This window comes from Psychrobacter sp. UBA3962, assembly GCF_002385225.1.
Taxonomy (GTDB): Bacteria; Pseudomonadota; Gammaproteobacteria; order Pseudomonadales; family Moraxellaceae; genus Psychrobacter.
In genome coordinates, this window is the sequence record NZ_DGDC01000030.1 from 1 (window position 1) to 18,130 (window position 18,130).

Genomic DNA, 18,130 nt, shown 5'->3' on the forward strand with positions numbered 1-18,130 from the left:
AACATTTGGGGGTCAGTTCAAAATGGGGCGGCTTTTTTAGGCTGGTATATTAGTCTGCGAGTAGGTAGTTGATATTTTTTGATGCTTATTGATTTGATACCTATTGACATGGGTCAGTATAAACTTAACGGGCTACAGCAACCATTCAATGGGCAATAAAGAGCATATCCATACGCCAATACGGGCCCAGACTGTGCTATGCGGTTCATCGTCAAACTCAACTATTTGATGGTCTTCAAGGGTCTCCCAGTGCAACTTACCTTTCGAGGTTTTACTCACCTTATAACTGTATTCCATTTGTTTTTGTTTCATGTTGTCTGCCAAATAACGGGCCATCTCTTCGCTATCAAAAACAAACCCCATTTCGGTATTTAACGCTGCTGAACGAGGGTCCATATTAAAAGACCCGACAAATAGCGTTTTATTATCAATAATAAAAGTTTTGGCATGTAAGCTAGCACCACTACTTTTGATGATACCGCCATGGTTTTTGGTAACGACCGTCGCCTGAGGCTTCAGCTCGTATAGGGAGATACCGGCAAGCAGTAAAGGTTTGCGATATTTGGCATAACCTGCGTGTACTGGGACTACGTCGGTAGCAGCTAAAGAGTTGGTCAGTACAGCGACCTCTTTACCTTCGTTGGCCAAACGACGAAATAGAGCGGATCCTTGTTTGGCTGGAACAAAATAAGGAGAGATAATCAGCAACTCTTCTTTGGTGTCTTGCATTAAGGGCACAATATGCGCCAATACTGAGTCCGCTTCCTTTGATTTCTGTAATACCTTGGCGGGATCATCACTGATGAGATCTACCTCAGTCCAAATTAGGGGCAGTGACCCGTCATGCAGTTGCTTAACAAAATTTGATTCTCCCAATTCTTCTAAGAAAATTTGCGTTTCTTTATCGGTTGCAGGGGTGGTATCAAAAGGGTCGGAAGGGATATGCTTTACAATACTTTGTAGCGGATAAGATGATTCACTGGCCCAGTAGCGGTCAAAGTCTTGTTCCACATCCTTGGCGGCTGGGCCTATTGCAGTCATATCTAAGTCTGCAAATAATACGCCACTACCAAAACCAAAGTATTCATCGCCTACGTTACGACCGCCAGTTACCGTCACCAGCCCATCGGCAGTAAAAGACTTATTGTGCATACGACGATTTAACCGAAAAAAGTCACTTAAGTAGCCCAAAGGACGAAAAGTACGCTGCATAAAGGGGTTAAATAAGCGTATCTCAATATTAGGGTGAGCATTGACGCTGGCAAGCAAATCATCCATGCCGCCAGTATTATTATCATCGAGTAACAGGCGAACACGGACGCCGCGCTCAGCAGCTTGATATAAGCTTTGCATCAATAGATGGCCTGTGGTGTCATCATGCCAAATATAATATTGGACGTCTAAGGTCTTTTGGGCTGAAGCCGCTAATGACAATCGGGCCAAAAACGCTTCGTGGCTATCATCGAGCAAATAGATACCACTGAGCCCGGGGTGTTGCTGCATCGAGGGCAGAAATTTTTGGGCCAAAGTAGTATTAGGGTCAACTGGTAAATAATGAGATACAGTGCGACCCGTATTATCAGGCAAACTTTTATAAGTAAGGATTGCCACAAGACTCAACAGAGCAATTAAGCTGACAATAAAAAGCAAAATTATTTTTAAGGTCTTTATTAACATAGGGCTGCTCTTTTGGGATAACACAGTATTGTGACGAAAGGGTCTACATCTTAGTCATAATAGCAGGAGAATAAGAATAAAAAAGCCCGCTAAAAGCAGCAGGCTTAAGTTGATGAGTTTTATGCCATATAACCTTTATTTACCTAATCTAGGTTAAGCGTCAAACTAATCTTTTTTGTGCATATAGGTCACAAATTTATAGCTTAAGCCGCTATTTTCATCAGTGAAGGTCTCTGATTCTTCGGTTAGCTCAAAGTTATCTGGTATTTCTGGATAAAAAGCATCCCCCTCTTCAATGACAGTGTCCACCACGGTCAACTCGATACGGTCAGTAAATATTAACGCGTTTTTAAACACTCTTTCGCCGCCGATGACCCAAATAGTTTCAAACTTTAAGCCATGAGCGACATTGGCAGCATGAGTCAAAGCATCATCCAGATTATGGACCACGTGCACATCTTGCAGGTTTTCTAACCCTTTTTGCTGCGCATAATCTAGTTGGGTGGTAATAATAAAGTTCACGCGTTTTGGCAGTGGCTTGGACCCCATAGATTCAAAGGTTTTACGGCCCATAATGACGATACCTTTTAAGCCAGTGTCGACATAAGTATCGGTCTCAGCAGTCGTCATGGCTTTAAAGTGCTTTAAATCGTTAGGAATATGCCAAGGTAAGTCGTTACCTTTGCCGATACAACGGTTACTGCTAATGGCAGCGATTTGGGCAACTTGAGTATGGGCATAGCTCATAAAAATGTCCTTAATCAATAATAAATTATTGCGTTTATAGATCGCTTACAGGGGTGGAGCTCTTGGCCTATACCGCTACTGGTGCTTTGATAGCTGGGTGCGATTTATAGTTTTCTACTCGAATGTCATCAAAGGTAAAATCAAAAATATCTTTGATTTCAGGGTTTAACCATAAGCTGGGTAGCTCATAAGCCTCTCGAGACAGCTGCTCGTTTACCTGTTCAATATGGTTTTGATATAAGTGACAGTCGCCGCCAGTCCAAATAAATTCACCCACTTCTAAATCACAAACTTGGGCAATCATGTGAGTTAATAAAGCATAGCTGGCAATATTAAATGGTACGCCTAAGAATAAGTCTGCTGAACGCTGATATAGCTGACAAGACAGCTTGCCATCTGCGACGAAGAACTGGAATAGCGTATGACAAGGGGGCAGGGCAACTTGCGTGGCTTCCGCAGGGTTCCAGCCCGAAACAATCAAACGGCGAGAGTTTGGATTGCTTTTAATTTGCTCAATAACTTCGCTAATTTGATCGATACCATCTTGATTATAGCTGCCATCTTCAGCCTTACTGGCGCCATAGTTACGCCACTGATGACCATAAATTGGGCCAAGCTCCCCTTCAGGACGACCAAAGCGAGCGGTTTGTTCAGCAGTTGACCACTCGTTCCAAATACGGACATTATGGTCTTGTAAGTACTTCACATGGGTATCGCCTTTTAAAAACCAAAATAGCTCATAAGTAATCGATTTCATATGAACTTTTTTAGTAGTTAATAGCGGAAAGCCTTCTTTTAGGTCAAAACGCAACTGGGCGCCAAAATGACTACGAGTGCCAGTACCAGTACGGTCCCCTTTTTCGGTACCGTGGTCACGCACGTAGCGGATTAAATCAAGATAGGCGGCTTCATTTTTGCTAGTTATCATAGTCATACTGTCAAATTATCAAAAGGTAAATTAAGAGTGAGTGGCGTATTTGCCCCAGTCGTATTGCTGGCGACGATAGGCCAGAACCATTAATACCGCCCCAATAATAATCATGGGCAGAGTATAAAGTTGGCCTTTACTCATCCAACCAAAAATCAGGGCATAGCCTTCATCGGGCTGACGGAAAAATTCGATTGTGAAACGACTAATGCCATAGCACAACATAAATAAAGCAGAGACGGCCATACGTGGGCGTGGTTTGGATGAGAACCACCATACCAATATGAAAGTTAATAACCCTTCTGCAAAGGCTTCATACAGCTGCGAGGGATGACGAGGAAGCAGATAATTACCGTTCACATCTGTCATCAAAGACTGTAGTGCAGGGTTGGTGGCAATCAATGCGGCATCAAAGTTCACCGCTTGAGGGAAATAGGTCAGCCAGTTGTAGCCCCCGTCTGAGACCCGGCCCCAAAGCTCGCCGTTGATGTAGTTGCCAATTCGACCAAAGAGTAAGCCTGTAGGCACACAAGGCACAATAAAGTCTAAAACATTAAAGATGGGCTTTTTGTATTTTTTCGCAAAGTAAACCATGGCTAGGGCAACGCCTATAAAACCACCATGGAATGACATGCCTCCTTCCCATACCCGGAACAGATACATCGGGTTTTGTAGCAGCTCGCTAAATTGATATAAAAGTACGTAACCAATACGGCCGCCCAAAATGACACCCAAGGCCCCAAAAAACACTAGGTCGGAAACCATCTCTGTGCTCCAGCCTTCACGTTTGGTACTGCGGTACCAAGCCAGTCCATAGGCGGCGACAAAGGCGAGCAGGTACATAAAACCGTACCAGTGCACTTGAAGGGGGCCAAGTGAAAAAGCGACAGGGTCGAATTGAGGATGAATCATCATGAGCAAGGTCTACCTGATTATATTATGGCTGTCATAATAGCAAAAATAGACCATTAAGACATTAACTGTAAAGTGTATTTGAGTGGGGGAAAGAATAAGCCAATCTCTCAGGTAAAAAAGCCCTCATTCACATGAGTCATAGTCAGTTATCAGATGGATAAATCACTGAGACTGCCCCATAATATAAAGGACTTATACTATCTCTCCCCCTGTCTCTATTAAGGAAAACCTATGTGTATTGCCGCCATTGCTTGGCAGTTATTTGATGAGCTGCCCTTAGTAATCTTGTCTAACCGCGATGAGTTTTTGCAGCGGCCCACCACATCGGCACACCAATGGTCTGATCTACCTATTTATGCCGGTCGTGATGATCAAAGTGGCGGCACTTGGCTCGGTATTCATCAGCAACCATTAGCTTCAAGTAAACAATTTACTCAAAATGGACGTTGGGCAGCGGTATTGAATTTTCGGGATGGGGTGCAGGCTGCTCCCGATCAACGTTCTCGAGGGGAGCTGGTTACCAACTTTTTGAGTAGTGATTTATCGCCTTTGGCCTATGCTCGGCAAGTGGAGTTGCAGGCTTATGCGGGCTTCAATTTAATTATCGGCGATGATAAACAAGCAGTGCTGGTTAACAACCGTGGCTATCCGCCCACATCGCTGCACAGTGGGCTACATATTATCTCTAATGGTCAACCCGATGATGCTTGGTTCAAATCTGAGCGTCTGCGGGGGAGGGTGCGCCAAGAAGTGTTGCCTTTAATCAGTGAAAGCTTACAGTTTCATCAGGGAGATAAGGATTATTGGCTACCTGCGGCGTGGAACGTACTAACCGATACGCTACAAGCTCCTGATGAGCAGCTGCCCGATACCGGTATGCCTCCAGCTTTAGAGCAGGCTTTATCTTCTATTTGTATTGATACTCCAGAGTTGCCGAATTATGGCACGAGGACTCAAAGTATTTTGACCCTCAGTAAGCAGCCCAATAGTAATAATAAAACCGCTGTACCCTTATCGAAATTAATATTACAAAGCCGTGAGTATCTGATTAAACATTCGTAATATCTGTAAGATTTTTATAAAGAGTTTTCTTAGAAACTACGCTCTTATAAGGGGTTGTCTCATAAAATGCCGTCTTTTAAAACACCTTCGGATTGCTTGGTAAAATACAGTTACTAAATTCCCTAATAAAATTAGGGTTATGTGGTTATTTAGACATGTTTTATTCGTTATACTGGTTGTGTTGAGTAATAGTTTAGGGTTAATTAAAAAATTATCGCCACTGCTTATTACCAATAAGGGTCAAAAGGAAAAAAGGATAAAAAGGACAAACACACAAGGAGTACGACATGAGTATGATGAAATCATTAATATTCGTTGAACCAGGCAAAATTGAGCTGACTGAAAAGAAAATACCAGACGTAGGTCCCAACGATGCTCTGATTAAAATCACCACGACCACCATATGTGGTACGGATATTCATATCTTTAAAGGAGAATATCCCGTTGCCCAAGGATTGACGATCGGTCATGAGCCGGTGGGGATTATTGAAAAGTTAGGCAGTGCTGTCATGGGGTATGAAGAAGGGCAGCGGGTTATCGCTGGTGCTATTTGTCCCAGCTTTAGCTCTTATGCTTGCCAAGATGGATTCCCTTCTCAAGACGGCGGTTATATTCAACCTGATGGGACTTGCGCCTGCCATGGTTATAAAGCCACGGGCGGTTGGCGCTTCGGCAATATTATAGATGGGACGCAAGCAGAGTATGTATTGGTTCCTGATGCGCAGGCCAATTTAGCTCCAGTTCCTGATGGCCTAACCGATGAACAGGTTTTAATGTGCCCTGATATCATGTCGACCGGCTTTAAAGGGGCTGAGAATGCCAATATTCAAATTGGCGATGTTGTGGCTGTTTTTGCGCAAGGGCCTATTGGGTTATGTGCCACAGCAGGGGCCAAGTTAAAAGGAGCGTCCACCATCATCGCTATTGATGGCAATAACGAACGACTTGCTATGGCCAAAAAAATGGGCGCCGATGTTACGCTTAATTTTAAAGAAGTCGATGTGGTCGATGAGATTATGAAGCTTACCGGTGGGCGCGGGGTAGACAGTAGTATTGAAGCGCTTGGGTTGCAATCGACTTTTGAGCAAGGTCTAAAAATACTCAAACCTGGTGGTACTTTTTCAAGTTTAGGCGTTTATTCAGAAGACTTAACCATTCCTATGGCTCATTTTGCGGCCGGTCTGGGCGATCACACCATAAGAACTGCTTTATGCCCAGGCGGTAAAGAGCGCATGCGTCGTTTACTGAATGTTATTGAGTCAGGACGCATTGATCTCTCTGAGATGGTAACTCACACCTATAAGTTAGATGATATCGTGGAAGCTTATGATTTATTTATGCATCAACGTGACGGAGTGTTAAAAGTAGCTATTAAACCTTAAATGCTTTCTATTATTACTCTATCTAATCTATAAAGATCACCATGCAAAAAAGAGGCCCGTATCAATAGATACGGGCCTCTTTTCATAAAATAGTAAAATATAAAACAAATATTAATCAAATTAAGCAAAAGAGATTTAGATGATTAACCTGTTACTATTAAACCTGTAAAAGATGGTTGGTAGTCTCAGGTAAAATCAGCTCTTTTTTTAGCGGTAACTCACGTGCCAGCTCTCGCAGTGCACGGCGATACACGCCTCGCTTAAAATGAACTACTTGACCCAGCGGATACCAGTAGCTGACCCATTCCCAATGGTCAAATTCTGGCTTCGCGGTGTCAAAGCGGATATGTTCAGTATTCGGCTCATCTAGCTGCAGCAAAAACCACTTTTGTTTTTGCCCAATACACAAAGGATGCTGCCCATGACGTATGTAACGTTTGGGTAAGCGATACCTTAGCCAGTTGTCAGTCGCCGCCAAAAGCTTAACGTGTCGAGGATATAAGCCTACCTCCTCCCACAGCTCTCGGTACATGGCATCTAGAGGCGTTTCTCCCTCATCGATACCGCCTTGCGGAAACTGCCAAGAATCATGACCAACTCGTTTCGCCCATAGTACTTGTCCTTGTGTATTTGCCAAGATGATACCGACATTAGCTCTAAAGCCGTCTGCATCAATCATGACGAAAACCTTAATTTAAAAATGTTGAAATACCATCAGTTTTCTGTTTCAAAATTAACTTTGGCTATCTGTTATCGTTTTAATTGCCTCGGCTTAACAGAAATCAGACAAACTGATAAATCATTGCCTATATTAAACCAGTATTTGACGTTAAATGGTAACTATATTTTGATATAAAATGTTTCACAGCCTCGCTAGAAGGTTGCAATCTAGCAATTAGCAGTTTTTAACAATGAGATTGACATATAAGTTATAAATTTCAATGAAATCAATATAGTATCTTTGCATAGAGTAGACATGAAATAAGAGGAGAATTAAAGAATAGGCGCGGTGTTGCAATTGCTATAATAGGGTTAGGTATTGCCAAATAAATGCCGAATTTATTGCCTATATTAGGATTATTGTGTACACTTGTTCACTATTATTATGTGATTCATTTAGTAAACAATTAACCGTTAATTAACGACAAGGAAGTCGAGATGTCTACATATAAACCCACCTCTCATTGCTCTACAAAAAGAGTTCAATTCCCTGCCCTAAAAAGCCTATCAAAAGCGATATTGGCCATTACTTTATCGGGTATGGGTGTGGCTCATGCGAGTGACTATAGTAGTGTCACCTTTTTTGGGGACAGCTTGACCGATGGGGGCTACTTTAAACCGGTATTGGATAAAGAAGAGTCCGGTCAATTTACAACCAACCCTGATAATACTTGGGCCACGCCATTCGCAGAGAGTCTAGGTCTAACTTCCACTGCTAATACCATAGATGGTAGTCGAACAGGAAACAACTATGCCATTGGGGGAGCACGAGCAGGAAAAGATGTGCAAAGAGAAGGGTTGCCTGTTGCTTCTACAAAAACTCAGCTAGATAGCTATTTAGAAAATAATACGGTAGATTCTAACGGGCTATATTCAGTTTGGATTGGAGCCAATGACCTATTGGCGGTAGTAGAGGATTTGCCAAGCAAAGATACAATCATCTCTGAAGCTGTACAGGACCAAGTGGCCGTTATCAACAAGTTGCATACCAATGGGGCTAACTATATTTTAGCACCTAATATCCCTGATGTTGGATTAACACCCTATCTTGCGGCAGCAGGGGAGAGTCTACAAGCTTTTGGTACTGGGATGTCTGCTCAATACAATGATGCCTTATATGAAGGGGTAAAAAGCACTGGAGCCAATGTTATTCCGTTAGACACTTTTAGCTTATTGCAAAAAGTTGCAAAAAACCCATCGGCTTACGGTTTTAGCAATATGAATGAAACAGCTTGTGGCTCGGTCAGCTCACTAGAGTGTGGAAGAACGGACTTAGCTGAGCCAGGGGCAGAAAACAATTACTTCTTTGCCGATAGCATTCATCCCACAGGACGTGCGCACCGCATGATTGCCGATTATGCCAATGCGGTAGTTACTGCACCCGGCCAGGTGAGTGTGTTACCTCATATCGCTACCCAGTCGGGCTTAGCCACTAATGAGCGTTTGCAAACCCACATCAATCAGCGTCAAAACCAAAATCATAGCACTCAAAGCATGAGCCCAGAAGGGTGGATATCGGCGAATATCAATGCACTAGATGTGGCTGGATTTGAGAGTAGTGGTAATGCACAGCTATTAATGGGACTTGACTTTACTCATAGCAGCTTACCCAATGCGATGACCGGGGTTTATGCCAATTTAAGTCGATCAGAACTAGACAGTAGCAAGCGTAATGGCCTTGATAAGGTTGATTTTGATGAGCTGGGGTTAGGCCTGTATCATAGCCATAATTTAGGCAAAGTTCAGTTGAATGGCGCGCTAGGTTATAGCACTATCGATATGGAACTAAATCGTAAAGTGAGTCTAGATAACTATACTGAGAATTATAAGTCAGATGTCGATGGCAGTCGCTATTATGCGTCGTTGCAAGCGGGTTATCCTATGGTGCTAAATGACCTGACTCAGTTTGCCAATACCACCATAACCCCCTATCTAGGGGCTACAGCCAACCGAGTTAAGCTCGATGCGATTAAAGAAGGCACCTCGGACGATCCGATTGCCATGCAGTTCGATAAGCAAAAATACAATACTATTTATGGGACGTTGGGGGTCAAAGCCAGTAGCCAGTTGAGCAACACCTTAAATGTCTTTGGCGATGTTCATTATCAAAAGCAGTTGGATGATAATCATAAAGAAGTCACAGCACGAGTAAATACCTTATCTGATATGTCATTTACAGCACCAAAAGCCAGCCTTGATGATGACAGCTTTGGGGCTAGCCTTGGCTTGTCTCGTCAGTTTAAATCATTCTTAGGCAGTGCCGGCGTGTCATATGCTTCAGGGGATAAAGATGAACTCACCAGCGTATTTATCGAGCTAATTAAGTAGTATTCTCTGATTGAATTTTCCTGATTATCGTAAAATAATACCAAGGCTGAATAGTTAACACTATTCAGCCTTTTAGTTTTAAAAGTAAGTAAGCCAGAGAGAGATAGCCGATAAGCTAAGCTGAATACAACGATTACGTGAAGCATATTTGCATCCCACCCATAGCGTGGTACGATTACCTTTGTTTTGGCGAATAAGCCAGCTTATTATAGAAATATAACAATCTTAAGACAGATAAATAGGACCGCATCATGAGTAATGACACCCCAAGACTAGACCCAAAATCTATGCCACTACAAGGCGATGTGACTTGGAAAGAAGATAAACACTTTATTGGGACTGCGCCATCGGGTAAGACCGTTGATATTGATGCCAATAAAGTCGCTGGGGCCAGTCCTATGGAGCTTGTTTTATTGGGTTTGGGCGGCTGTGCCAGCTATGATGTGGTCGGTATTTTGCAAAAGAGCCGTCAAGATATCGAAGATGTGCGCTGTGAGTTGTCCGCGGTTCGCGCCGATACTGTGCCCGCGGTATATACCGACATTCATTTGCACTTTGTGGTGACCGGTAATGATGTTAAAGAAAAACAAGTAGAAAAAGCAGTGGCATTGTCTTCAGACAAATACTGCTCAGCCAGCAAAATGCTAGCGGACGGTGGGGTACATGTTACCCATAGCTTTGAAGTCGTTGCCAGTTAATCTCAGGCCATAGCTATCATAATAGCTAACTAATAAATTAAATAGGCAGTAAATGATCAGTCGAAACCTAAGGAAGATATAATGAGTTGGTTCTTTGCCTTAATACCAGGCACGGCAAATGTGGCTATCTGGACGATGATGATTGCCAGTGCCCTCCCTTTTTTGCTTGCCATGTTGGCTAAGGCGCTGGGTGGGTTTGGTATGGCTGACAATAGTCATCCCCGTGAGGCAGTCGCTAAATTTACTGGCAGGGCAGCGCGTGCTAATGCCGCTCAGCAAAATAGCTTTGAGAGTTTGCCCGTATTCCTGGCCTCAGTGATCGTTGCCATGTTGTTTTTCGTGCCCCAGATTGTGGTGAACTACCTAGCTGTGATGTATGTGGCTTTACGCTTAATTTATGCCATTGCCTATATCGTCAACCTACCAACTTTACGCTCTATTATTTGGGCCTTATCAATGGCTTGTTGCTTTATGCTGTTTTATTTAGCGGTAAAAATGGCCTTCTAAAACCTAGACAGGTTGAAGGCTTTAATAAGCTGTAAAAAAAGTCAAAAAAAGGAGCTTGATATCAATCAAGCTCCTTTTTTTGACTATTAATTTACTACAGACAAAATTTGAAAGCTAAAGCTACCCCATTTGTGCTTCAAGCTTATTTATAATGCTTTGTTTATCGCGTACCCTTTTAATGTCTTCCCACAACTCTTTGGCTTCTACATAGCCTTTACTGAGCATGCCTAGCCACTGCTTATAACGACCGATTAATGCCAAATCACTTTTTGCTTCGCCTTGAAGAAAGGCAATTTGATGCACAATTAGTGCCTGCCAGGGTAGCGTGATGTCTGGATTATCAATTTGGGCCACCAAGTCTGGTCTGGTCACAGCGCCTCGACCCAACATAAGGTGCGCGGTATTCGATTGGGTGCTACAACGTAAGGCATGGTCATGATTCCAGATCTCGCCATTGGCAATCACCGGTATCTTAAGCTCTGTAAAGCTGACAATTTTTTCCCAATAAGCCGGGGGTTTGTAGCCTTGAGTCTTAGTGCGGGCATGGATGGTTAGCCAGTCAGCCCCACTGTCGGCAATGGCACTTTTAATGCCTTGCAAATTACTGCTGTCAGTATAGCCCAAACGTATTTTTGCTGAAACCGGGATATGGCTCGGTGTTTTATCGCGTACCGCCGAGATGATATCGCGCATTAGGTGAGGCTCATCGAGAAGGACACTTCCGCCACGGTGGTTGTTTACGGTCTTAGCGGGGCAACCAAAGTTAATGTCTATTGCTGGTGCTCCTAACTCAGCTGCGACTAGAGCGTTTTCCCCCATCAGCTCCGGATTACTACCTAACAGCTGAATGTGAATCGGGGTGCCACTCTCGGTACGGCTATCGTTTTTTAATTCCGGAACATAGCGATAAAAGACATGCTCTGGTAACACATGATGGGTAATACGAATGAATTCGCTGACAGACCAATCGTAGGGCCGTCCCAAGTCGCTCGCAATTTGGGTTAGGATCTGACGCATTAATGGGTCAGTGAGTCCTTCCATAGGAGCAAGTAGACGCACAGGATTTGAGAAGAATTGGGCGGAAAAGGACATGGCGATTACACAGACGCAGAAATAAAAGGGGCATGATAGCTTATCTGTAGTAAGACAGCCACCACCTTATGGTTTGGGACAGGATAGGGGATAACCACTAAGTCCCATAAATGACTTTTTTACCCGATTTAAAGCCGGAGATTAAGTCTCTAATATTGTGAATATCAAGGTTGTCTTTGGCTCGGGTACAGGCCACATAAAGTAGGCGCAGCTCTTCAGGGCTAATCTTTAGCCCATGGGTGGTAACGTCATAATAGAAGTCATCGTCAAGTTGTACCCGATCCCATTCGAGACCTTTGGCTTTATGGGCAGTAGAGATAACATAGTCGGCATCGCGCACATCGGTCAGGCTATTTACCGCTTGTGACAGCACTTCCGTACCATGGTCATCAACCAACTTTACCAATGTCTTAAGGTCGCTGCCTTCATTGGTCTCCGCGTAATCTTGAACATCACCCCAGTTATAAAAATAAGCAAGCTCTGGTACCCCGTAAGCAGATTTACCTGCCTTTAAACTCTCCGCCGCTTTACAGAACTTGAGCATTCTGTCGGCATCAGCTTGTAAGGCCACTTTATGGCCATTTTTCAGCCCCGACAACAGTTGTGCCATCGCCGCGGCGTTAGTACGACATAAAATAGCGTCTTTTTTACCATGCGTTGTTATCTTGTCGGTACTAGAGGTCTTATTGGGGTTGCCTCTTAAGGGCACCTCTTCTTGTAGCGCTGTTAAAAACAAGTTAGCGATATCCGCAATGTCTTCACCGAAACGGAAAGACTGAGTCAGCAGGGTTTGCGGTAAAGGCAGTTTTTTCATGGCATTGATTGCCCCGCGCCACTCATAAATTTGCTGATGAGCGTCCCCAACATAGATTACTTGACGCGACTGCTGAGTTAAAATCCCCATCATTAAAGGGTCGGCATCTTGGGCCTCATCAAATAAAATAAAATCAGCTGGAATAATGGGCTTTGACAGTGCCCATAGCTTCAGATAAATATCATGTCCAATGCCCGCAGGGTGTCTGGGATCTATCGATTGTTCCCAACGTCTCTCTACAGCAGGATAAAGTATCTCACGCAGTTGCTCTTCGTCAGCAGCCGACATCCAACTGGGGAAAATTAAGTGGCGTGGCGCGGGATAGCTGGCATGAGTGCTACAAAAGTTGCTAACGGCATCACTGACAAACCGAGCTTGGCGGGCAGGGGTTAAATTGACATAAGTGGTTTTGCCTTCCATTTGACGACGTACTTGGACAGTACGTAGTCCTAGATCATCGCCCAAACGTTTGGGCGAAAAACGCGGTAGTGACAGCTTAGCGGTAATATCTCGAGACACATGACGGTAGGCCAAAGAGTGAAAGGTGCGACAGTCTACGTGACCAGGAAATTTTTGTTTGGCTTCATTGGCAATGCCTTTGTTAAAAGCCAAATATAAGCCACGACCGCGCAGACGTTCAGCGATAAGCTTTAGCGTGGTAGTCTTACCCGCACCGGCATAGGCCACTATTTTAAAAGACTTACCGTCCATGGCCATATTTAAAGCAGCCAACTGCTCATCGGTCGGGTCACTCATATAAGCCGGCATGGGTGCTGACGATAAAGCAGTTACAGACATATTATTACCTATGGATAAAAAAAAGAGGGCTAAAAAACCATTGACGAAGCAATGGTAGCTGGCAAAGCTCATTGATGAAATGGCGGTTTGTTGTCTATTTAAAAAGCTATAAAGTCTTCAAATAGAGCGATCGAAAAAAGGATATAGGAGCCAAAGTTTGGCTAGATGCTGGGTGACTAATCACGACTCCGAGTGGGTCACAAGGAGTCGAAGATTATTATAGCAGATTAAAGTGGCTGAAAATTTAAACGGTGTATTTAGCAGAGACCCATCAGTAATTGGCAGTAATTGGATTTTATCTTTGGCACTCATTGTTCTTCATCAGTGAGAGCAGCTTTCTTCTCTTTTACCAAGATACGGGCCAATAACAAGCCAATCTCAAATAATAAAATCATAGGAATTGCCAGTAAAAACATAGAAGGCACATCAGGAGGTGACATAACCCCCGCAGCCGCAAAACAAGCCACTATTACGTAGCGTCTTTTATCAGCCAGTGTGGCGACGGACACAATGCCGGTAACGACTAAAATCAGAACCACCACAGGGATCTCAAAGGTAATCCCAAACAGCATCAATAGCTTGGTCACGAAGCTAAGATAACTCTCAATATCGGTCATAGGGACGATATTTGAGGGAGAAAAGGCAATCAAAAAGCTAAGTGCGCGTTTTAAAACAATAAAGTAAGCAAAAGCCACACCGGTATAAAACAAGACGATGGAGGAGAGTAGAATAGGTATGGCTATTCGTTTTTCATGCTTATATAGGCCTGGAGCAACAAAAGCCCAGATTTGATACAGAATAAAAGGCATCGCAAAAAAAGCTGAGGTAAGCAGCGTCAGCCGAATAGGCGCCATGAAGTTGGCCACTGGATCGATGGCAATCATGGTAGAAGCTGTGGGTAATATCTCTACTAGGGGCTCAGAAATAATATCGTACAGCTCGCGCGAAAAGCCCACTAAGCCTAAGAAAATAACCGAAACCACCACCATAATTTTAATCAGATGCGCCCTTAACTCGACCAAATGCTCAGTAAGCGGCATATCTGCTAAAGCGTCTTCATTAGCAGCTGTATCAGAGGAGTTCTTGGCATCATTATCTGTTACCGACTCTTTGTCTGTAGAGGCGAAGCGTTGCTTCTTTTTTTTGAATAAGCTCATGGTCTGACCTCAGTCGGCTTAGCTGAGCCAGTGTCTGTTTCTGTTGATATCACTTGTGTATTGTATAACAACGGATTGGCGGTATAGTTAGGAAGAAAAGGGGGTGGTGGCAAGCGTCTCACTCGGTCATAGTCTCCCAGTAAAAACCACATGTTTTCCCAAGGACGGGTCATTTGCGGTGCAGAAGGTTCAACAGGCTGCGCTGCAACAGAGGTATCCGCTTTTGATGAGTTAGCGTTGTTTACAGAGCCATAGGCATAATCGGTATCGCTATCACTATTTGGATTGGCATTAGCAACAGGATGCACCCACTCTTTCTCTCCAGTGTTGCCCGTAGGCTTGCCCGATTGCAATTGTCTCAGCTGAGAGTTTTGTTGTTGCTCAAACTCTTGAATACTGCCACGCAACTGGGCCATCTCCTTTTGCATCTCAGCTTCTGACTCACGGATTTTAGCCAGCTCTTGTTGCATTAATTGCCGGGTTTCTGCCAAATCCAGCTCAGCTTCCATCTCAGCCTTCAAAGTGCCTATGGTCCGGCGGAACTTAGAATAATAAGTACCTACCGTACGCACCGCCTGCGGTAACTTTTCGGGACCCAAAACGATGAGCGCAATGATGCCAAACACCATAAGCTCATAAAAACTGAAGTTAAACATAACCGCTTAATATCCTGTCACTGTATTTAGTCGCCCAGAACTCTATAATAATCATTAAGATTGATGAGTATCTTCAGCTTTGGTTTTTTCTACAGTTACTTTTACTTCTGTGTTTTCAGAAGCGTCATGATCAATAACTTTTGGCTGGTTTTTGGCTTTGGAATGGGCCTCTTCTTCATCTTTTACCGCATCTTTAAAGCCTTTTACGGCGCCGCCCAAATCTTTACCGGCATTTTTTAGTTTTGAGGTACCGAAGATTAGCAGAGCAATGCCTAGAATAATTAATAACTGCATTGGAGATAGGCTCATGATAGTGTCCTTTTATTTAACTCATTAATTTATAAAAACTTTTTAACGGTTTATGATTCAAGCTGGTGCTGTCTACCATAGAGATATAAATAGATATATATACAACTAAATAGACCCACCAGACTCTTTATTGAGTACGGCTGTTTTTCTCATCTATACCAGACAGTCCAAAGCGTCTTGCTAACTCTACTAAAACGCGATCAGACCGTATATTAAACCAAGCTAATGTGACAATTGTATGGAACCAGACATCGGCTATCTCATAAATAAGATCATCGGTTAGGGCCGAGTGCTCCGCAGCTAGGTCATCCTCTGTGTTGACCACGGCTTCTGTAGTATTGCTAGCAAAGGCCAGATCTTTAGCGGCGATGATAGTCTCAACCGCTTCTTCACCTACTTTTTCTAAAATTTTATTAAGACCTTTGGCGTACAGGCTAGCGACATAAGAGCTTTTGGCATCGGCCTGTTTGCGTTCAGCCATCACAGCATCTAGGTGTTGTAGCACGGTACTGGCTTCAATAGAGGCCACAGCTTCTGTAGGTTGGCCGACATCTCTATTATCTGTGGCCATTATAGCATTCGATGCCTCAGAGACAGTAGTGCCATAAATCTCATTGGGGTCTTTAATAACAGGGGCTACAGTCTCCCAGCTGGGTGAGGATGAGGTTAAATCCAGCTTACGATAGAAGCAAGATTTGCGGCCAGTATGACAAGCGATATCACCAATTTGAGTCACAGACAATACAATCACATCGGCATCACAGTCCAGATGAATGTCGTGCACAATTTGGGTATGCCCTGATGTTTCTCCCTTGTGCCATAATTTACCGCGTGAGCGTGAAAAATAGACCGCCGTTTTGGTCTGAGCTGTCAGTTGTAAAGACTCTCGGTTCATCCACGCCATCATTAAGATTTCACCGGTGCTCTTATCTTGAGCAATCGCCGGGATTAGCCCCTCTGCGGTATAGCTAATTTCATCTAACCAGCTGGCATTCTTGTTGTGGTTATTGGGGTTAACACTAGTATCAGTCATTGGTGTGTTGGGGTTGGACATGAGGCAGCACCCTATTAATCAGTTAAAGCTAAACATCTAAATATTAGGTTTTACAGTGTAAATCAAACCCAGATTCCTCTGGACTTTAGAGGAGGATAAGTTTGGTATTATAAAATCTTTTAGCATCTAGCTTTAGTATATAGGTTTATCATTCAGTCGGCATTATATAGTAAGCCCTGATTTGACTGATAAAAGGCAAAAAACCAATAAAAACTGGGATTGCGAGCAAAGAGGTGGATATTATTTTTAATAAGAAGTATTAAAAGCCACTTAACGGCAGTGAATTTAGTTGGTTAAAAGCTTCGTATCTGATATAATGCGCGCTTCCCACCTCAAGGCAGTGCTGGAATTCTCTTTATAACGAGCATTTAATTGCTATTTATAATAGTAAGATAATCCCACTGACGAACAGGTTTTCCCTTGGCTGTTAAGTCAGCAGTTATCTGTCTCAGATAATGGCATAGACTAGCAACAAAGAATAAGAGGTTCTTATGAAAGTTAAAATGAAAACTAAGCGTGGCGCTGCCAAGCGTTTCAAAAAAACTGCTAACGGCTTCAAGCGCAAACAAGCGTTCAAACGTCACATTCTGACCAAAAAGTCTCCTAAACGTATTCGCCAATTACGTGGTACGAAACTGGTACATGTTGCTGATGTAGCTGCGGTTCGCCGTATGTGCCCTTATTTATAAACCCACTTAATTTCTAACGTTCTTATACTATTTTCTAATTTATTTAATTAACCGGTATAAGTTCAGGCAAATCAATTTATTAGGAGTATTTTATGGCCCGTGTAAAACGTGGTGTTCAAGCAAACCGTCGTCACAAAAAAATCTTAAAGCGCGCTAAAGGTTATTACGGCGCTCGTTCAAGAGTTTATCGTGTAGCGGTACAAGCAGTAACTAAAGCTGGTCAGTATGCTTACCGTGACCGTCGCAACAAAAAACGTACTTTCCGTCGTCTATGGATCGCTCGTATCAACGCTGGTGCACGTTTAAATGGTTTAAGCTATAGCCGTTTCATCAATGGTTTGAAAAAAGCAAACATCGAAATCGATCGTCGCGTTCTAGCTGACATCGCTATGCATGATGCTGCTGCCTTCACTGCATTGACTGAAAAAGCAAAAGCTGCCTTGGCTTAATTATTAAAACCAAGCCTAAGTAGTTATTATCGTTATAAAAGAAGCCATCGCATATGATGGCTTTTTTTGTTTTATTTGCTTACAATTACTGCAACTAAACATTTATAACTATTATACAAACGCTTAAGTTGCAGCCCCGACTTTGCTA

Annotated in this window: 18 protein-coding genes; 7 read left to right on the forward strand and 11 right to left on the reverse strand. The window is 43.3% G+C overall.

Annotated elements, in window-relative coordinates:
- Positions 1–132: 132 nt before the first annotated feature.
- From B3S92_RS07470 to lgt, 4 genes are all read right to left on the reverse strand, one after another.
- On the reverse strand, positions 133–1,677 hold the full coding sequence (locus B3S92_RS07470) for a phospholipase D family protein (RefSeq protein WP_296204447.1): 1,545 nt from the start codon (positions 1,675–1,677) through the stop codon (positions 133–135).
- A 165-nt stretch (positions 1,678–1,842) separates the two neighbouring features.
- The gene (locus tag B3S92_RS07475; protein ID WP_296204449.1) at positions 1,843–2,424 is read right to left on the reverse strand and encodes a dihydrofolate reductase; all 582 of its coding nucleotides are present in this window, start codon (positions 2,422–2,424) and stop codon (positions 1,843–1,845) included.
- Between the two features lie 67 nt (positions 2,425–2,491).
- Positions 2,492–3,352, reverse strand: a complete 861-nt coding sequence (locus B3S92_RS07480; RefSeq protein WP_296204450.1) for a thymidylate synthase — start codon at positions 3,350–3,352, stop codon at positions 2,492–2,494.
- A gap of 30 nt (positions 3,353–3,382) precedes the next feature.
- Positions 3,383–4,267: a prolipoprotein diacylglyceryl transferase gene (gene lgt, locus B3S92_RS07485; protein WP_296204452.1), complete on the reverse strand. Its 885-nt coding sequence runs from the start codon at positions 4,265–4,267 to the stop codon at positions 3,383–3,385.
- 231 nt (positions 4,268–4,498) lie between these two features.
- Between lgt and B3S92_RS07490 the strand changes: the two genes are divergently transcribed.
- Together B3S92_RS07490 and B3S92_RS07495 are read left to right on the forward strand one after the other, a co-directional pair.
- Positions 4,499–5,329 carry an NRDE family protein gene (locus tag B3S92_RS07490; RefSeq protein ID WP_296204455.1) on the forward strand — a complete coding sequence of 277 codons (831 nt, stop codon included), beginning with the start codon at positions 4,499–4,501 and terminating at the stop codon, positions 5,327–5,329.
- A 287-nt stretch (positions 5,330–5,616) separates the two neighbouring features.
- A complete protein-coding gene (locus B3S92_RS07495) occupies positions 5,617–6,711 on the forward strand; it encodes an NAD(P)-dependent alcohol dehydrogenase (RefSeq protein WP_296204458.1) in 1,095 nt (364 codons plus the stop codon).
- A gap of 157 nt (positions 6,712–6,868) precedes the next feature.
- Here B3S92_RS07495 and B3S92_RS07500 read toward each other — a convergent pair whose 3' ends face one another.
- The gene (locus tag B3S92_RS07500) at positions 6,869–7,390 is read right to left on the reverse strand and encodes an RNA pyrophosphohydrolase (RefSeq protein WP_077448780.1); all 522 of its coding nucleotides are present in this window, start codon (positions 7,388–7,390) and stop codon (positions 6,869–6,871) included.
- A gap of 479 nt (positions 7,391–7,869) precedes the next feature.
- On the opposite strand from B3S92_RS07500, the gene B3S92_RS07505 reads away from it, so the two are divergent.
- The 3 genes from B3S92_RS07505 (at position 7,870) to B3S92_RS07515 (ending at position 10,964) form a co-directional block, all read left to right on the forward strand.
- Positions 7,870–9,759: an autotransporter domain-containing protein gene (locus tag B3S92_RS07505; protein ID WP_296204463.1), complete on the forward strand. Its 1,890-nt coding sequence runs from the start codon at positions 7,870–7,872 to the stop codon at positions 9,757–9,759.
- Between the two features lie 287 nt (positions 9,760–10,046).
- Positions 10,047–10,457: an OsmC family protein gene (locus B3S92_RS07510; RefSeq protein ID WP_414707014.1), complete on the forward strand. Its 411-nt coding sequence runs from the start codon at positions 10,047–10,049 to the stop codon at positions 10,455–10,457.
- Between the two features lie 81 nt (positions 10,458–10,538).
- Complete coding sequence (locus B3S92_RS07515; protein ID WP_296204467.1) at positions 10,539–10,964, forward strand: MAPEG family protein; 426 nt, start codon at positions 10,539–10,541, stop codon at positions 10,962–10,964.
- Between the two features lie 120 nt (positions 10,965–11,084).
- Here the strand turns inward: B3S92_RS07515 and B3S92_RS07520 are convergent, their stop codons facing one another.
- The 6 genes from B3S92_RS07520 to hisIE all read right to left on the reverse strand — a co-directional run bounded on the left by B3S92_RS07520 (position 11,085) and on the right by hisIE (position 16,844).
- Complete coding sequence (locus B3S92_RS07520; protein WP_296204470.1) at positions 11,085–12,056, reverse strand: tRNA dihydrouridine synthase; 972 nt, start codon at positions 12,054–12,056, stop codon at positions 11,085–11,087.
- 97 nt (positions 12,057–12,153) lie between these two features.
- Positions 12,154–13,668 (reverse strand): UvrD-helicase domain-containing protein, encoded by a 1,515-nt coding sequence (locus B3S92_RS07525; RefSeq protein ID WP_296204473.1) that lies wholly within the window; start codon positions 13,666–13,668, stop codon positions 12,154–12,156.
- 308 nt (positions 13,669–13,976) lie between these two features.
- A complete protein-coding gene (gene tatC / locus B3S92_RS07530) occupies positions 13,977–14,825 on the reverse strand; it encodes a twin-arginine translocase subunit TatC (protein ID WP_296204476.1) in 849 nt (282 codons plus the stop codon).
- Positions 14,822–15,481 carry a Sec-independent protein translocase protein TatB gene (tatB, locus tag B3S92_RS07535; RefSeq protein ID WP_296204479.1) on the reverse strand — a complete coding sequence of 220 codons (660 nt, stop codon included), beginning with the start codon at positions 15,479–15,481 and terminating at the stop codon, positions 14,822–14,824. The genes tatC and tatB overlap by 4 nt, the downstream gene beginning before the upstream one ends.
- 54 nt (positions 15,482–15,535) lie before the next feature.
- The gene (tatA, locus tag B3S92_RS07540; RefSeq protein ID WP_296204482.1) at positions 15,536–15,790 is read right to left on the reverse strand and encodes a twin-arginine translocase TatA/TatE family subunit; all 255 of its coding nucleotides are present in this window, start codon (positions 15,788–15,790) and stop codon (positions 15,536–15,538) included.
- A gap of 127 nt (positions 15,791–15,917) precedes the next feature.
- Positions 15,918–16,844 carry a bifunctional phosphoribosyl-AMP cyclohydrolase/phosphoribosyl-ATP diphosphatase HisIE gene (gene hisIE / locus B3S92_RS07545; protein ID WP_414707012.1) on the reverse strand — a complete coding sequence of 309 codons (927 nt, stop codon included), beginning with the start codon at positions 16,842–16,844 and terminating at the stop codon, positions 15,918–15,920.
- 491 nt (positions 16,845–17,335) lie between these two features.
- On the opposite strand from hisIE, the gene rpmI reads away from it, so the two are divergent.
- The gene (rpmI, locus tag B3S92_RS07550; RefSeq protein ID WP_007394883.1) at positions 17,336–17,533 is read left to right on the forward strand and encodes a 50S ribosomal protein L35; all 198 of its coding nucleotides are present in this window, start codon (positions 17,336–17,338) and stop codon (positions 17,531–17,533) included.
- 92 nt (positions 17,534–17,625) lie between these two features.
- Positions 17,626–17,982, forward strand: a complete 357-nt coding sequence (gene rplT, locus B3S92_RS07555) for a 50S ribosomal protein L20 (protein ID WP_007394884.1) — start codon at positions 17,626–17,628, stop codon at positions 17,980–17,982.
- The last annotated feature ends 148 nt before the right edge of the window (positions 17,983–18,130 follow it).

Bases quoted from the DNA above. Each gene is read 5' to 3' on its own strand.
- B3S92_RS07470 (WP_296204447.1), bottom strand. From the start codon at position 1,677: ATGTTAATAAAGACCTTAAAAATAATTTTGCTTTTTATTGTCAGCTTA.
- B3S92_RS07475 (WP_296204449.1), bottom strand. From the start codon at position 2,424: ATGAGCTATGCCCATACTCAAGTTGCCCAAATCGCTGCCATTAGCAGT.
- B3S92_RS07480 (WP_296204450.1), bottom strand. From the start codon at position 3,352: ATGATAACTAGCAAAAATGAAGCCGCCTATCTTGATTTAATCCGCTAC.
- lgt (WP_296204452.1), bottom strand. From the start codon at position 4,267: ATGATGATTCATCCTCAATTCGACCCTGTCGCTTTTTCACTTGGCCCC.
- B3S92_RS07490 (WP_296204455.1), top strand. From the start codon at position 4,499: ATGTGTATTGCCGCCATTGCTTGGCAGTTATTTGATGAGCTGCCCTTA.
- B3S92_RS07495 (WP_296204458.1), top strand. From the start codon at position 5,617: ATGAGTATGATGAAATCATTAATATTCGTTGAACCAGGCAAAATTGAG.
- B3S92_RS07500 (WP_077448780.1), bottom strand. From the start codon at position 7,390: ATGATTGATGCAGACGGCTTTAGAGCTAATGTCGGTATCATCTTGGCA.
- B3S92_RS07505 (WP_296204463.1), top strand. From the start codon at position 7,870: ATGTCTACATATAAACCCACCTCTCATTGCTCTACAAAAAGAGTTCAA.
- B3S92_RS07510 (WP_414707014.1), top strand. From the start codon at position 10,047: ATGCCACTACAAGGCGATGTGACTTGGAAAGAAGATAAACACTTTATT.
- B3S92_RS07515 (WP_296204467.1), top strand. From the start codon at position 10,539: ATGAGTTGGTTCTTTGCCTTAATACCAGGCACGGCAAATGTGGCTATC.
- B3S92_RS07520 (WP_296204470.1), bottom strand. From the start codon at position 12,056: ATGTCCTTTTCCGCCCAATTCTTCTCAAATCCTGTGCGTCTACTTGCT.
- B3S92_RS07525 (WP_296204473.1), bottom strand. From the start codon at position 13,668: ATGTCTGTAACTGCTTTATCGTCAGCACCCATGCCGGCTTATATGAGT.
- tatC (WP_296204476.1), bottom strand. From the start codon at position 14,825: ATGAGCTTATTCAAAAAAAAGAAGCAACGCTTCGCCTCTACAGACAAA.
- tatB (WP_296204479.1), bottom strand. From the start codon at position 15,481: ATGTTTAACTTCAGTTTTTATGAGCTTATGGTGTTTGGCATCATTGCG.
- tatA (WP_296204482.1), bottom strand. From the start codon at position 15,790: ATGAGCCTATCTCCAATGCAGTTATTAATTATTCTAGGCATTGCTCTG.
- hisIE (WP_414707012.1), bottom strand. From the start codon at position 16,844: ATGTCCAACCCCAACACACCAATGACTGATACTAGTGTTAACCCCAAT.
- rpmI (WP_007394883.1), top strand. From the start codon at position 17,336: ATGAAAGTTAAAATGAAAACTAAGCGTGGCGCTGCCAAGCGTTTCAAA.
- rplT (WP_007394884.1), top strand. From the start codon at position 17,626: ATGGCCCGTGTAAAACGTGGTGTTCAAGCAAACCGTCGTCACAAAAAA.